Source organism: Runella sp. R5_40, from assembly GCF_057652295.1.
In genome coordinates this window covers 989,189-1,003,726 of the sequence record NZ_JBYFCH010000001.1, presented here as the reverse complement: position 1 = coordinate 1,003,726, position 14,538 = coordinate 989,189, and the positions used below count along the sequence as shown (strand labels likewise).

Here is a 14,538-nt window from a genome sequence, read left to right as displayed (position 1 = left end):
AAAGCAGAGGGTTATATACCTTTTAGATACGTTAATCATCACTTATCAAAAGTTATGCCAAAGTTAAATTTGTTGAAAATCACTAAAAACGATAGCGTACTTGGCATTTAATATCTGTTAGGTTTGTACCTTGGATTTCGTCCACGTATGAGCTGAGGGCTTCGCGTTCGGGCATGGTTGTGCGCGAAATCCGCAACCAAATATCTGTGTGTGCATTTGCCGAATACCGCAGCAACAAAAAATGCCGAAAGCCACGTTCGTAATAAGCAGGCATCGAAATCGCGTATAGTACATCCTGCTCTACGGCATATTGGCGAGCGTCGTAGCTATCGGTATTATACGCAGAAACGCGGGCGGTAGCCGCCAATTTGTTCCACTTGGCCGTTACTTCTTGCAGCACCAACCATCCTTTGTCGGCTTTGAAGCCGTGGTAACCAAACGTCCCTCCCTGGATTCGACTGCGAAACGACCAACTGCGGTGGGGAGCGTATTCGGCATTTAGTACAAGGGTGCGGCGCAGGGTTTGGGTTACAAATTTTTGTTTTGACAAATCAGACGCGATGTTTTTTTCTTTTTGCTCTTGGCGGTAAACGGCGTACAACGTCCATTTTTTGGAAGGTATCCACGTGCCTTGTACCAGATAATCCCAACCTTTGGTAGGTTGTTTATCGACTAAATATTTATACCAAGGGAAGCGATAGAGGTCAACGTAAGTCGCTAATTTTAGTCGCTTATGAACGCTGTATTTTGCCCCCAAGTACAGCCCCGCTTCGTTGATAGTACGGCTGTTTTCACCAAAAGCATTGGCATAAAAACTATGGAAGTTTCTGTCAAAATTTCGAAAAAGTAGAGAAGCATCCCAGCGTTTGGTGAGGCTGGCGAGTACGCCCGCAACGGTACCCGTTCCACCGCTTTTGGAGCGTGCTGTTTCACCAAAAAAATGAAAGTTTCGCCAAACATAATTGCCATGCAGCCCCAAAAGATGATTATGTTTTCCCCGAAATTCAAATTCATTGCGTGGTGCTTCTGCCTTCTGCAACGGATAGTCAAAAGAAGTACGAAGATAGGTAGCACCTAGTTGCCCACGGTCAAGATGATACACCAAATGCGCTCCCGCGTTTTGTTCTACGAGGTTGGCGCGGTATTGGAGTTCGTTGGGAATGCGAAAAAGCCCGTCGGTTTGGAACGAGCTGACGGTTTGTTGAGCGGTGAGTGTTCCACTCTGCCGAACCCGAGAAAGTAGCGTGGTGAGTTCGAGACGCTTGCCCAAAGAATACGTAGCCGCAATGCCGCGAAAAAAGCCCGTTTCGGTGACAGAAGTATAGGGGCGGATGCCTGTCGTGGGGCGACGAATGGTATAAACGGTTTCCATGCCTTTCCCCAGCGAAAAACCCGCCGAATAAATTAACCCTTGTCCTACTTGGAGTTGGTAATCGCCCAAAATGAGGTTTTTGAGGCGACCACGGTGCTGTACTTGGGCGTGAAATGATAAAAAATCAGGGCCGTACTTGTGCGCCGAAGGCTTCCACGAAAAAGCTTCTCCCTCGTCTTTTTCGGCCGTAATGCCAAAACTAAAGTCGCGGCTTCGGCTGTAGCGATAGCGAGCATACCATTGCAGCGGACTACCCGCAAATTTCTGCAATGTCCCATCGCGTGACTGGGGTGCGTCGGCCGTAGCTCCGCGTTTTTCTTCCAAAAGTTGCTCTGTTCTTACCAAAAAATAATGGTCACTAGGATTGGTCAATCCATTCCATAATTTTCGGTTTTGAGGGGCAACAGTGACGAAGGGGAGCAATCGGTAAATGAGTGCTAGCTCAAACTCGGGAATGGCCTGTAACTCATAGATAGAGAGGAAATTGCCAAACTGAGCGCGGTACTCAAAGAAGCGATTGAGCTGACGTTCATTGAGGAGATACGTAGCGGCTAGTTCTTCGCGCGTGCAGGTGTTGAGGTCGAGCGGAGCAGTGTAGAGCTGAATCAGATTCTCATAGACCGTGCCATAATTGAGGTCTTCTGCCGTGATGGGCAGCAGGTTCTGAACAAATGAAGTGGGGTCAATTTCGCGGCGGCGAAATTCTTGCGCATAGGAAACGGTTCCAACTAAGCCAACCCCAAACGAGAGAAAAAGTAGTGATTTCAAACGAGTAAAAATGGATACGTTTAAACATACAATGGTTTCTTCTTTGTGTTTGAGAATTGAACATAACGTATGATTGTTAGGGTTAAATTAAGAAATTTTCAATAAAACCCCTACTTTAATTATTAAAATTGATAAGAATTGGCCTTTTTTCTTGAAAATGTACAATTTTATGCTTTTATTCGCTGTCTAATACCCACCTAACATTAACAACCCACATGCCTAACGTTTATCAAGACGCTGTTGTAACGAAATATAACATTTTCAACAGCCTGTTTCTGAGCTTACCGTTTCAGGACATCTACCGTACGGGTACGCTTCTTCCGTTGCTTGTTCAGGCGAGTGAGGAAGGGTTTAATGCGGGCAAAAGCCCTTTGCAAATCATCGAGTCGTTTTTTGAGGAATACACCGAAAATGCGACCGAAGATGAACGTCGCGACTTGCTATTTAACTTAATCAAGTTCATCGAACGGCAGGTTGTATTGTTTGATTCCGTAGAAGATGCGGGTTTTGACCACACACATGACAGCAATGGGCAAGGGTCGATTACGCAGCTGCTCAATCGGGTCGATAGCGACGATTTGCGCCAAAAACTCCTTCGTAAGTTGGAAGATTTTTGCGTACGCATCGTGTTGACAGCGCACCCTACGCAGTTTTACCCAGGCAAAGTACTCGGTATCATTACTGATTTGGAAGAATCCATCAAAGACAATGACTTTGTGGAAGTAAACCATCTTCTGTTGCAGTTGGGAAAAACGGGCTTTATCAACAAAAACAAGCCGACGCCGCTGGATGAAGCCATGACGTTGTGTTGGTTTTTGGAGAACGTATTTTACAAAGCCATTCCGATGCTTGTTCAGCGCCTTCTTAATGGCCTTGAAGTACCGATGCACGAATGGACGCACACGGGTTTGTTCCGCTTGGGCTTTTGGCCTGGAGGCGACCGCGACGGAAACCCGTTTGTTACTTCAGACGTGACATTGGAGGTGGCTGACCGCTTGCGCCAAATATTGCTCAAGTGCTATTGGCGTGATATTAAATACCTCAAGCGCCGATTGACGTTTAATGGCGTAGAGGAGTTTATCTCAACGGCAGAGCGTAAGACCAACAACGCGATTTATTACCCTGATCAAGAGCACTACACCAAAGCCGAAGAATTATTGGCGGACTTGAGCCAAGCGCGGGAGGTATTGGTTCGCGACCATGACTCGCTCTTTGTGGAGTTATTGGATGAAACAGTGCTGAAAGTCAAGCTATTTGGTTTCTTCTTTGCTAGTTTGGATATTCGTCAAGTAAGTCCAAAACACTCGTTGGCGTGGCAGGAGATTCTTACGAAAATTGAAAAACAAGTTCCTGTTTTCTCATTCTCTGATTATGAAAGTTGGGATGAAAAACGAAAAATAGATTTCTTGTTGTCGTTGCAGGTAGAATTGGCAGAAAGCGATTTCAAAGACCCGATTACGCAAGATATTTACGGGTCGATGTTGGCCATTCGTGAAATTCAGAAACGAAATGGAATAGAAGGGGCTCACCGCTACGTCATCAGCAACTGTGCGAGTGCGCTGAACGTGGTGGAAGTATTGGCATTGTTTAAAAATGTGTGGAAAACAGACGATTTGCACGTTGATATTGTCCCGCTTTTTGAAACCGTAGATGACCTTGCGAATGCGTCGGAGGTAATGAAAATGTTGTACGAAAATCCGTATTACCGTGCGCATTTAGCCAAGAGAGGCAATCAACAAACCATCATGGTGGGTTTCTCCGATGGAACCAAAGATGGAGGATATTTGCGGGCAAACTGGTCAATTTTCTCGGCCAAAGAGCAACTCACCAAGATTTCGCGTGAGTACGACGTTAAAGTGACCTTCTTCGATGGTCGTGGAGGGCCTCCAGGTCGTGGGGGTGGCAACAACCACGCGTTTTATGCGTCGTTGGGGAAAGATATTGAAGACAAAGAAATTCAGTTGACGGTTCAGGGACAGACCATTAGCTCCAACTATGGTACTGTACCAACGGCCATTTATAACCTAGAAAGATTGTTTACGGCAGGATTGGAAAACAATCTTTTTATGTCCAAAAACACCAAAGACCAACTTTCTGAAGCCGATAAGGCATTGATGGAGGAGTTGGCCGATGCGGCCTATCATGCGTATTTGGGACTCAAAAATCACCCGACGTTTGTGCCGTATTTGGAGAAAATTACGCCTTTGCGTTTTTACGGACAAACCAAAATTGGTAGCCGCCCCGACAAGCGTGGAAGTGGCGGTGGACTCAAGTTTGAAGACCTTCGTGCCATCCCGTTTGTAGGTTCTTGGGCCCAAATGAAACAAAATGTACCTGGTTTTTACGGGTTTGGGTCGGGCTTGGAAACGTTGAAAAACGAAGGGAAAATGGATGCTTTGAAGAAGCTCTACAAGCGTTCGTTGTTTGTTCGTACGTTGGTCGAAAACTCAATGCAGTCGCTGATGAAGGCGTACTATCCAGCTACCAAATACCTCCAAGACAATCCAGAGTTCGCAACGATTTGGAACATGATGTTTGAGGAATACGAGCGTAGTATTGCGTTGATGTTGGAGTTTTCGGGGGAAAAAGACCTGCTTAACCAAAACCCCGTTACCAAAGAATCCATCAAGATTCGGGAGCGAATTGTCTTGCCGTTGATGACGATTCAGCAGTATGCCCTTCAAAAACTACAAAGCGGAGAACTCTCTGCCGCCGACGTGGATGTGTATAACAAACTTGTCATTCGGGCGATGTTTGGTATCATCAACGCCGCGCGTAACTCTGCATAATCCTTTTTTCACCTTCCCGAAAGTTTTAAACTTTCGGGAAGGTTGAGATAACTTCTTCGTATTGATTGGCTATGGGGCGTATTTTTCAATAGTGCTTTCTTCTAATGGGTAATCAAATAAATAGCACTGTCAATAAAAAAGAAAAGCCCCTGATTAGTTAATACATTTTCGTCGTGAAGGTCTTCAAGAATAATGCCTAACTCTGGATGAAAAAGTCATTACCTTCTCCAATATAGGCATTTTGAGGTATTGCAGTGTACCAAAGATGATAGCGAGAGGCAAAGGTAGTGAGGTGTTTTACCTCGTCTTCTTTATTGACGAATTTTGATTTTTCAATCTTTCCACTTGCTGTTTGGCCTTTTCTAAGGTAAAAGAGGGTTGTTTGGATAAGATCTGTTTCTGTAATTCTGCCAGTTCCTTCAAGGATATGTCTAAGTTCATCGGTCATTTTTTTTATCAAAGATAACTACGAAACTGATTTTTAGCAAAAGGTCAATTTACCCCTCGTCACTCCACCTTCATCACCGCTGTGCGTTTCCCTATTTTTATCGAGGGCTTTGAGGTAGTACTCGTTTTTGTTATATATCATAATCATTCACCTTCCCGAAAGTTTAAAACATTCGGGAAGGTTTTACTCCACTTTCATGACAGCTGTCCGTTTCCCAATGCCATTTTCGTTGAAAGGCTCAATGGAGAGATAATAGGTCGTATTTTTATCGAGGGCTTTGAGGTAGTATTCATTTTTGTTGTACACCATCACGCTGCTATACAACTTGTCGGGGGCGATACCATAATGGATATTGTAGCCCTGCGCGCCGCTTTCGGGGTACCATTTGAGCCACGCATTTCGTTTGTCGTCTTCTTGTCGGAGTACCACAAAGCCTTTAACGGCGTTAGGCACTTTCCCCTTTCCTTTTCCAAATACCCGCAGCCCACTGATGGCAAACTTACCCGTAGCCATGTGAAGATTTTCTAGTTTAATAAAACGCGTTTCAACGGGTTTGTTCAACTCAATGTAATCGTGGGGGACGTCGGTCTTGTTTTTGCTTTTGTCCACCAACAACTGCCATTTTTTACCGTCTAGCGAATGCCAGAGACGGTATTGGTGATAGATATTGGTAAATTTTCCCAAATACATCGAGTCCACGTCTTGGTCGGCGTAGTTGATTTGAATGGCATTGACGGTCGATACTTCGCCCAAGTCGCTCTGTAGCCATTCGCCTGCGTTGGCCGAAGCGGCACTCCAGTACGTTTTGATGTCTTCGTCCACGGCAAAGTTGGGCGTAAAACCACTCAATGATGAGGAAACCTGTACAGGCTTGTTGTAATTTAACAACATCCAGCCCGTAAAACGACTTGTAAGGTGGTCGGCTTTGCCCGTGGGTAACGTATGGGGGTAGTCGCCAAACGTGGTGTTGGAATACATAATGCCGTCGTTGTCAAAACCCGTAGGAAAAAGTACCAAACGACGTTCAAAATTGTTTTTGACGGCCACAACACCTGTCGTGATGTGCCACCAATTGTTAAAATTATCTTTGAAACTTCCGCCGTGGCCTGCTCCTCGTATGAAGCCTCCTGGTTTATAACAAAACGGGTTGTGTTTTTGGTAGGTAAATGGCCCCAATGGGCTATCTGATACATAAACCCCATCGGCGTATCCATTAAACTCTGTTCCAGGGGCGCCATATTGGAAATAGTATTTTCCGTTGTGTTTGTCCACCCACGCACCTTCGATAAACGGTTTTAAGAAAATATTGTCGTTATAATCGCCAAAACGTTCCCAGCCATGTTGGTCGTCGTGGAGGCGAACGAGTTCTTTGCGCTCGCCGATGGGTTGGAGCGTTTTGGGGTTGATTTCCCAACCGTACAAGGGGTAAAAATTGCTAGAACCGTAGTAAAGGTAAAGACGTTTGTCGTCGTCGTACAAAAAGGCTGGGTCCCAAGCGGCCCCTTCAAAAGCGGGAACGGCTATTTTCCAGTCATCGACGGTCGGATTGGTACTTTTCCAAATCGCAAACTCTTTGGTATGCGTAGAACCAATAACGTAGAGCGTATCGTCCATGGCCCAAACGGCGGGGGCGCATAGTTCGTCATAGACTTTGTTGTGCGGAAGGAGAAACTTACGACTTACAAAATTCCACGTTGACAAATCTTTGCTCCACCAATAGCCCCATTGGTTGGTAGAAAAAAGAAAATAGGTGCCTTTGAAATTGACAATGACGGGGTCGGCGGTGGCACGATGCCGTCCTGCTTCCGAAAAATTGGGAATAGGAGTAAAGCCATAATCCAGATTAATCGGGTTGCAGTACGTTCGTGTTTGGGCAAAAGTTGAACCAAATGCAAAAAAGAGCAAGAAGCAAAAGGCCATAGCCTTAGCCGTATGCGTAGTAAACGCACGACTTTTTGGTAGTATTTTCATGATAGGTTATCTATTAGCTCCCAACTACTGTTGAGCCAATAGATAAAGCACCGCCATGCGCACAGCTACTCCGTTTTCTACTTGGTTTAAGATGATACTTTGACGCGAGTCGGCGGCATCCGACGTAAGCTCAACCCCACGGTTGATAGGCCCAGGGTGCATCAAGACAATGTCGCGGTCGAGTTCGTCGAGCATTTGACGGTTGATGCCAAAATACAACGAATACTCACGAAGGCTTGGGAAGTATTTTACTTGAAGGCGTTCCAGCTGAATACGAAGGACGTTGGCGACATCGCACCATTGGAGCGTTTCTTTTACGTTGTGGCTTACTTGCACACCCAACGAAGAAATGTATTTTGGGATAAGCGTAGTGGGCCCACACACGCGGACCTCAGCGCCTAGTTTTTTGAGGCAAAAGATATTAGAAAGCGCGACCCGAGAGTGAAGAATATCGCCAATAATGGCAATCTTTTTCCCCGCCAAATCGCCAATTTGTTCCCGAATGGAAAACGCGTCTAACAGCGCTTGGGTAGGGTGCTCGTGGGTGCCGTCGCCTGCGTTTACGACATTGGCAGGAATCCGTTCAGACAAGAAATGCGGAGCGCCTGGGCTACTGTGCCGCATCACAATCATATCGACTTTCATGGCCAAAATGTTGTTGACGGTATCGAGCAAGGTTTCTCCTTTTTTGACCGAACTTCCCGAAGCAGAAAAATTAACTACGTCGGCAGAAAGTCGTTTTTCGGCCAATTCAAACGATAAACGAGTACGGGTAGAGTTTTCAAAAAAAACGTTAGCAATCGTCACATCGCGCAAAGAAGGGACTTTTTTGATGGGCCGATTGATGACGTCTTTGAACTGAGTAGCCGTATCTAAAATCGTGTAAATATCTGATTCGGTGAGGTTTTTGATGCCGAGTAGGTGCCTTACGGAAAGTTGTGACATGGTCAGGAGCACAAAAAAAGTTTTGCAAAGGTACAAATCCCTGCACGTTTGCGAAATATTCTGCCTCAAAAACCTTGAAAAGTATGCTTATAGAATCTCGTCGAGGTTGGCTTTGATGGTCTCGTAAATGGTATCCGTAGGGAGGTCGTTGGCGTCGGTTCCGAAAGGATCTTCAATTTCTTCGGCCAATACTTCGATGCTGGCGAAGATGTAGAAAACGATGGCCACGATGGGGGCTGCCCAATACTTAAACTCTACCACAAACCCAATGGGCATCGTAAATACGTACAAGAAAATGACTTTTTTCAAAAACAAACTGTAGGCAAACGGAATGGGCGTGCGCTTGATACGCTCACAGCCACCGATGTTGTCGGTAAAAGAGCGGAGTTCTTCATTGATGAGGAAAAGCTGGTCGCCCGTAAGCTGTTTGTGTTGGTAAAGGGTATTGACTTCGTCATAAATCGCCCCCATAATTTGGTTGGGAACGTGCTTTTTTTTGCTGTAAAACTGGCTGTCGTATTCCCCTACATTTTCTAGGTGCTTGACATGCACTCCCGAACGCAAGTGTTCTTTGGCGGCAAGAATGTAGTTGGTAATGAGTACTTTGAACGTCTTTCGGATTTCAGGATGATGGGGTAAAAACGCGTTGAGTTTAAGCGCTAAATTGCGCGAATTATTCACAAAACTTCCCCAAAGGCGTCGCCCTTCCCACCAGCGATCGTAGGCGGTATTGGTACGAAAAACCAACAACATCGAAAGCACAAAACCTACCAACGAGTGAACGACCGTCGTGTTTTTGAAAGAGGCGTGAAAAATATCGTTTTCGATGTAGGCGACTACCACTGTGTAAGCTGCAACGCCCAGAATTCCAGGCAATAAAGAACGAAAAGTGTCGCTTTTGTGGAACGCAAAAATAAGCTTCCACCAATCTTTGGGATTATAACTAATCATGGAGAATGTCGAGGGGAGAATGCAGAGTAAAGAATTCAGAATGTCGAGGGTAGAGTGCAGAATGTCGAATAAAACTCACTCGACATTCTGCACTCTACCCTCGACACTCCATTTAGGCTTCGCCCATAGGGCCGCCAAAATTCATAAAGGGAAATTCTTCTTCGCTAGATTGGCGAATGTCGCCGTGGGCATCTTCAAATTTACGGATGTTGTCTTTTAAAGCGGCCAACAAACGTTTGGCGTGCTCGGGGGTAAGAATAACTCTTGCTTTCACTTTCGCTTTGGGAACGTTAGGCATGAGACGGATGAAATCTAAGATAAATTCGCTGTTGGAATGGGCAATCATAGCCAAATTAGAATAAACGCCTTCGGCCATTTCTTCTGAGATTTCGACGTTGATTTGTTGTTCGATTTCGATGTGTTTATCTTCTTGCATGGTAAGTAAAGCTTTTATAACAAAAATAATAGAAAAAGCACCCTCTTGACGAAAGTGCTATAGATAATTAGGTATTGGCTAGAGAAGGCTTAAAATTCAGCCGATTTTGGTGCGCGTGGGAATGGAATTACGTCACGGATGTTACCCATGCCCGTTACGAACAAAATTAAGCGCTCAAAGCCGAGCCCAAAACCTGCGTGTGGAGCGGTTCCAAACTTGCGGGTTTCGAGATACCACCAAATAGCTTCGGGCTCGATACCCACTTCGTGCATCCGCGCTACCAATTTGTCGTGGTCTTCTTCCCGCTGCGAGCCACCGATGATTTCGCCAATGCCTGGGAACAGTACGTCCATCGCGCGTACGGTTGGCCCTGGTTCGGCAGGATTTGGCTCGTTTTGCTTCATGTAAAACGCCTTGATAGCCCGTGGATAGTTGATCAAAATCACGGGTTTTTTGAAGTGTTTTTCTACCAAAAAACGCTCATGTTCTGATTGAAGGTCGATGCCCCATTCCACATTGTACTGAAACTTCTTCTCTTTGTGAGGTTTTGATTTCAACAAAATGTCGATGGCTTCGGTATAAGTGACGCGTTCAAAATTGTTGTCAACCACAAAACGTAGTTTCTCCAACAACGGCATCGAACGCTCGTTTTGAGGCTTTTGTTTTTCTTCTTCTTCGAGGCGTTTTTGAAGGAAATTGAGGTCGTCGGCGCAGTTTTCCAACGCATAACGAATCACGTATTTCACAAAATCCTCAGCCAAGTTCATGTTGTCTTCCAACTCAAAAAAGGCCATTTCTGGCTCAATCATCCAAAACTCTGCTAAGTGGCGAGTGGTGTTTGAGTTTTCGGCACGGAATGTTGGTCCGAATGTATAAATCTTCGACAAGGCCATGGCGCCAAGTTCACCTTCCAACTGCCCCGATACGGTGAGGTTGGTTTCGCGCCCAAAGAAATCTTCTTTGAAGTCGATTTTTCCTTCTTCTGTCCGAGGAAGCTTGTCTAAATCTAAGGTTGTTACGCGAAACATTTCACCTGCCCCTTCGGCGTCGGATGCCGTAATAATAGGCGTATGGAGGTAAAAGAAACCGTTGTCGTTGTAGTATTTATGAACGGCAAATGCCAACGCGTGGCGAAGACGCAAAATAGCGCTAAAGGTATTGGTACGCGGGCGCAAGTGAGCGATTTCGCGCAAAAACTCCAACGAGTGCTTCTTAGGCTGAAGCGGGTATTCGTCAGGGTCTGCGGTGCCGTACACGTGTACATCCGTGAGTTTTACCTCAACGGCTTGTCCCGAACCTTGCGACGCCACGAGCTCGCCCGTCACTTTGAGGCAAGAGCCTGTGGTGATAAGTTTGAGGGTATCTTCGGCGATTTGACCAGGTTCTGCTACTGCCTGTATATTATGGATGGTCGAACCATCGTTGATAGCGATAAAAATGGCGTTTTTACTTTCCCGCTTGGTGCGTACCCAACCTTTGACTACCACTTCGCTGCCTACACTGGCCTCGGAAAGAATCTGTTTAATCTGTATCGGACCCACTTTTTGTAATTGGTAAATTGTGAATGTTATAAACTATAACCACGAAAGGGCTACAAAATTAGGGTTTTAAAGCGTCAGGACAAAGAATGAAGGGATTTGAAATCAGGTTTTGATTTTTCAAAAATCTTCTTTTACTTTTGAATAGCCCTAATCTCCCCTAAAAATGCCAATTCGTGTTGTTATTACCGACGATCATCAAATCGTGCTCGATAGCCTTTCGTTGCTTATTTCTGTCATTCCAAACATGGAAGTGGTAGGTACACTTAACGATAGCCGAAAAGTACTCGCTTTTTTGGAAACCCACGAAGCCGATGTGTTGGTGACGGATTTAAGTATGCCGTATCTGACGGGGGTGGACTTAACGCTGCAACTTCGGAGTAAATTTCCCCAACTTAAAATTTTGATGCTAACGGTTTCGGAAGATGCCGATACGATTCGGAAGGCATTTCAGGCGGGAATTGCGGGTTATGTCATGAAAAAAGCCAATCGCGCCGAGTTAGAACGTGCCCTTACAACAGTGGCAAGCGGTGAAAAGTACTTTAGCGAAGCGGTGATGAAAGAGCTTCTAAGCCCGTCGGCGCTGACAGCGGCCCCTGCTGACGAACCGCCAGGACAGCCCATTGCCGTTACATCGCGTGAATTAGAGATTATTCGACTGATAGCTCAAGAACTTTCGACGTCCGAAATCGCCGAACGCCTTTTTATCAGTGTCGGAACGGTCGAAACGCACCGTCATAATATTCTACGTAAATTAGGCGTAAAAAATGCCATCGGGATTATCAAGTACGCCGTGAAGCATAAATTGGTTTAGAATGAGTTATTCAAATACTAATTTTAGCTTTTTCCCAAGCCCTTTTTCAACTATTCGCTTGAGCGTTCGTAATTGAATATCTGTCTTGCCGTTTTCGATGCGAGATATATAGCCTTTTTTTGCGCCAATTCGTTCGGCTAACTGGGCTTGTGTTAGGTGCGCTTCTCTACGGGCTTCTTTAATCATTTCTGTAATTACGAACAACTCAGCGCGTTCTTCCAACGAATCCCTTTCTGGTGTGCCTTTGGACCCAAATGAGTCATTGATAAGCGATTCTACATTAGTTAACATGAGCGTTTACTGGTTTTTCTTTTGGTCAAAATATTCGTTCATTAGTTTCTCCGCAAGTTCAATCTCTTTTGGAGGTGTTTTTTGTGATTTCTTGTGAAAAGCGTTGAAAAGAATCACTAGATTGCCTTTGTCAAAACAGCAGAAGGCACGGTAAATATTACTTCCTACCATGACACGTATTTCGTAAAGTCCTTTTGTCCCCTCAAGATGCTTCAAAAACTTTTCAGGTATTCTCTGTACTGTTTGTATTAACCTAAAAAGATAAACAAATTTTTCCTGAACCTCTTTGGGTAACGACTGAAAGAACTCAGGGAAATAGTGCTTATAAGCGATGATTTCTCTAAGTTTAGAATCCATGGTTTAAAGTTATATAATTCTATAACATATTCAAATTTTAGACAGGAATTTCAATCGTTACTTTTGTGCCTACATGGGGTTTTGTTTCGACTTCCCAATGCCCTTCCAATGCCTCAACGCGGGCGCTGATGTTGCGCAATCCCACCCCATCGGTTTGGTGTTCTGTTTGAAATCCCACACCGTCGTCGCTGACGGTCAGGATGATATGCCGCTCGTTTTTTGAAACACTCATCCAGACATTTTGGGCGTGGGCGTGTTTGAGCACGTTATTCACTAATTCCAGCGCAATGCTGTACAACTGGTAGGCTATTTTGGGGTCAAAGCGTTCGTTAATGTCGGCCGAAACCAGCCGAAAATGCGTTTTGGTGTTGAGATTGAGCTTTTCGGTGAGGGTGTGCAGCGCCACTACAAGTCCTTGGGTTTCTAGCTCAGGAGGGAGCAAATTGTGCGAAATTAAGCGAATATCCGCATAGACATCTTCCAGCATTTGCACCAAACTCTCGTGAATTTTTTGATCTGCTTGAGGATAGCGAGAGGTGTCAAGGGCTTCGAGCCGCCAACGAAGTGCAGCGATTTTGGTGTTTAAATTGTCGTGTAATTCTGACGCTACGCGTTTTCTCTCAATGGTTTGTCCTCTAAACAAGGCTTCTTCGATTTCTTTGTTTTTGCGTTGTAATTCGTCATTTTTAGAACGTAACTTTTGGTTGCTCCAAATGATGTAGAGCACCAGCCCGACGCCCAACAACAAAGAGGTAATGAGGATGTTGCGCGTGCGGGTGAGGTGTTCGTTTTCAAGTTCGGTAATGCGAAGTTGTTGTTGTTCCGTTTTGTATTTGGCCTGTAGCTCGTCGTAGGCTTTTTGAACCGAAAATCGCCCCAAACTATCTTCATGCGCCTTGTGGGCTTCAAAATATTTCAACGCGTTTTGATAGTCACCCGCAAGCTTATAAGTAGTGTAAATGTAATTTTCGGCCCGCGATTCCATCTCTTTCCACCCCGATTGCCGCGCGTAATCAAGACTAGCAAGGCGGTATTCAATGGCTTTAGGATAGTCTTTTCGTTGTTGGTAAATATCGGCTAGGTCGGCATAAGTAGCAAAAATCACAACTCGGTTGTTGTAATGCTTCGCGATGGTCAATGCTTTATCGCGGTACTGATTGGCGAGAGATTCATTCCCGAGTTTCATATGTACATTGGCCAAACAATGCGGGTTATCAGCTTTGAGCGTTGGGCTGGTTGTAAACGGAATATTTTTTTCGACTTCTTGGTAGTAAAATAGTGCTTTTTTGTAATTGCGGACGCCAAACGAGTCATAGTAATTGTAGTCTCCCAAAAAATCATAAATCCAGCATAAATTGTTCTTGTTTTTGGTGGCTTTGGCGTAAGGGAGAGCTTCGTTAAGATACTCTAAACATTTGTTGGTCAGTTTATTATTGTTCAATACAAAGCCTGCCAATACGTAAGCATATCCCAACTCGTAAGGATCACCGCCTGCTTTTTTTAACAGCTGAATCGCTTGTTCGTAGTGGTTAAAGGCATCGGTATAATTGCCTTGTACGTCGTTTTTTTTACCCAAAGCCCGTTGGTACAACCCCAATCCTTTGAGCCAGTTGGCTTTTTGGGTAAAGCGAGACAGTGAATCCAGAAAAAATACTTTGCGGGCATCCCCGAGATTGATAGAGCGCTCGGTAAGCAAGCTAAGGCTCAAAATAAGGTTGGTATCCCGCTCGACCGAAGGTGGTTTTTTGCCCCAGCCTTCAATGTTTTGAATGAGGCTATCCAGCAGCGGATTTTGCGCCAGCAAAGGCGTTGAGAGTGCATACAACAAAAAGAAATTCAGTACAATTTTCTTCATGGT

The 14,538-nt window shown here is 45.1% G+C and carries 13 protein-coding genes; 2 read left to right on the top strand and 11 right to left on the bottom strand.

Annotated elements, in window-relative coordinates; all coding sequences use genetic code 11:
* Positions 1–82 precede the first annotated feature (82 nt).
* The gene (locus tag AC23N5_RS04335) at positions 83–2,140 is read right to left on the bottom strand and encodes a ComEA family DNA-binding protein (RefSeq protein WP_487754594.1); all 2,058 of its coding nucleotides are present in this window, start codon (positions 2,138–2,140) and stop codon (positions 83–85) included.
* Positions 2,141–2,355: 215 nt separating this feature from the next.
* On the opposite strand from AC23N5_RS04335, the gene AC23N5_RS04330 reads away from it, so the two are divergent.
* The gene (locus tag AC23N5_RS04330; RefSeq protein ID WP_183977227.1) at positions 2,356–4,929 is read left to right on the top strand and encodes a phosphoenolpyruvate carboxylase; all 2,574 of its coding nucleotides are present in this window, start codon (positions 2,356–2,358) and stop codon (positions 4,927–4,929) included.
* Between the two features lie 101 nt (positions 4,930–5,030).
* Here the strand turns inward: AC23N5_RS04330 and AC23N5_RS04325 are convergent, their stop codons facing one another.
* The 7 genes from AC23N5_RS04325 to asnS form a co-directional block, all read right to left on the bottom strand.
* The gene (locus AC23N5_RS04325; protein WP_487754675.1) at positions 5,031–5,120 is read right to left on the bottom strand and encodes a putative polyvalent protein kinase domain-containing protein; all 90 of its coding nucleotides are present in this window, start codon (positions 5,118–5,120) and stop codon (positions 5,031–5,033) included.
* A 5-nt stretch (positions 5,121–5,125) separates the two neighbouring features.
* Positions 5,126–5,377 carry a hypothetical protein gene (locus tag AC23N5_RS04320; RefSeq protein WP_487754593.1) on the bottom strand — a complete coding sequence of 84 codons (252 nt, stop codon included), beginning with the start codon at positions 5,375–5,377 and terminating at the stop codon, positions 5,126–5,128.
* A 183-nt stretch (positions 5,378–5,560) separates the two neighbouring features.
* The gene (locus AC23N5_RS04315) at positions 5,561–7,348 is read right to left on the bottom strand and encodes a family 43 glycosylhydrolase (RefSeq protein ID WP_487754592.1); all 1,788 of its coding nucleotides are present in this window, start codon (positions 7,346–7,348) and stop codon (positions 5,561–5,563) included.
* A 24-nt stretch (positions 7,349–7,372) separates the two neighbouring features.
* Positions 7,373–8,293, bottom strand: coding sequence for an aspartate carbamoyltransferase catalytic subunit (locus AC23N5_RS04310; RefSeq protein WP_028523540.1), 921 nt, complete (start codon positions 8,291–8,293; stop codon positions 7,373–7,375).
* Positions 8,294–8,380: 87 nt separating this feature from the next.
* Positions 8,381–9,244 carry a bestrophin family protein gene (locus AC23N5_RS04305; RefSeq protein ID WP_487754591.1) on the bottom strand — a complete coding sequence of 288 codons (864 nt, stop codon included), beginning with the start codon at positions 9,242–9,244 and terminating at the stop codon, positions 8,381–8,383.
* 112 nt (positions 9,245–9,356) lie between these two features.
* On the bottom strand, positions 9,357–9,680 hold the full coding sequence (locus AC23N5_RS04300) for a DUF3467 domain-containing protein (protein ID WP_183977235.1): 324 nt from the start codon (positions 9,678–9,680) through the stop codon (positions 9,357–9,359).
* Positions 9,681–9,769: 89 nt separating this feature from the next.
* Positions 9,770–11,221 (bottom strand): asparagine--tRNA ligase, encoded by a 1,452-nt coding sequence (gene asnS / locus AC23N5_RS04295; RefSeq protein WP_183977241.1) that lies wholly within the window; start codon positions 11,219–11,221, stop codon positions 9,770–9,772.
* Positions 11,222–11,384: 163 nt separating this feature from the next.
* Here asnS and AC23N5_RS04290 point away from each other — a divergent pair, with 163 nt between their 5' ends.
* Positions 11,385–12,032 (top strand): response regulator, encoded by a 648-nt coding sequence (locus AC23N5_RS04290; RefSeq protein WP_487754590.1) that lies wholly within the window; start codon positions 11,385–11,387, stop codon positions 12,030–12,032.
* Between the two features lie 6 nt (positions 12,033–12,038).
* On the opposite strand, the gene AC23N5_RS04285 is transcribed toward AC23N5_RS04290, so the two are convergent.
* From AC23N5_RS04285 to AC23N5_RS04275, 3 genes are read right to left on the bottom strand one after another with little or no spacing between them, the layout of a single operon-like run.
* Positions 12,039–12,323, bottom strand: coding sequence for a helix-turn-helix domain-containing protein (locus tag AC23N5_RS04285; protein WP_487754589.1), 285 nt, complete (start codon positions 12,321–12,323; stop codon positions 12,039–12,041).
* A gap of 6 nt (positions 12,324–12,329) precedes the next feature.
* Positions 12,330–12,680 (bottom strand): type II toxin-antitoxin system RelE/ParE family toxin, encoded by a 351-nt coding sequence (locus AC23N5_RS04280; protein ID WP_183977247.1) that lies wholly within the window; start codon positions 12,678–12,680, stop codon positions 12,330–12,332.
* A 37-nt stretch (positions 12,681–12,717) separates the two neighbouring features.
* Positions 12,718–14,535: a tetratricopeptide repeat-containing sensor histidine kinase gene (locus AC23N5_RS04275; RefSeq protein WP_183977249.1), complete on the bottom strand. Its 1,818-nt coding sequence runs from the start codon at positions 14,533–14,535 to the stop codon at positions 12,718–12,720.
* Positions 14,536–14,538: the final 3 nt, after the last annotated feature.

What these genes read in the sequence shown, in the direction of transcription:
- AC23N5_RS04305 (WP_487754591.1), bottom strand. Translation starts at nt 9,244, where the DNA reads ATGATTAGTTATAATCCCAAAGATTGGTGGAAGCTTATTTTTGCGTTC.
- AC23N5_RS04315 (WP_487754592.1), bottom strand. Translation starts at nt 7,348, where the DNA reads ATGAAAATACTACCAAAAAGTCGTGCGTTTACTACGCATACGGCTAAG.
- AC23N5_RS04290 (WP_487754590.1), top strand. Translation starts at nt 11,385, where the DNA reads ATGCCAATTCGTGTTGTTATTACCGACGATCATCAAATCGTGCTCGAT.
- AC23N5_RS04330 (WP_183977227.1), top strand. Translation starts at nt 2,356, where the DNA reads ATGCCTAACGTTTATCAAGACGCTGTTGTAACGAAATATAACATTTTC.
- AC23N5_RS04280 (WP_183977247.1), bottom strand. Translation starts at nt 12,680, where the DNA reads ATGGATTCTAAACTTAGAGAAATCATCGCTTATAAGCACTATTTCCCT.
- AC23N5_RS04300 (WP_183977235.1), bottom strand. Translation starts at nt 9,680, where the DNA reads ATGCAAGAAGATAAACACATCGAAATCGAACAACAAATCAACGTCGAA.
- AC23N5_RS04320 (WP_487754593.1), bottom strand. Translation starts at nt 5,377, where the DNA reads ATGACCGATGAACTTAGACATATCCTTGAAGGAACTGGCAGAATTACA.
- AC23N5_RS04310 (WP_028523540.1), bottom strand. Translation starts at nt 8,293, where the DNA reads ATGTCACAACTTTCCGTAAGGCACCTACTCGGCATCAAAAACCTCACC.
- AC23N5_RS04275 (WP_183977249.1), bottom strand. Translation starts at nt 14,535, where the DNA reads ATGAAGAAAATTGTACTGAATTTCTTTTTGTTGTATGCACTCTCAACG.
- AC23N5_RS04285 (WP_487754589.1), bottom strand. Translation starts at nt 12,323, where the DNA reads ATGTTAACTAATGTAGAATCGCTTATCAATGACTCATTTGGGTCCAAA.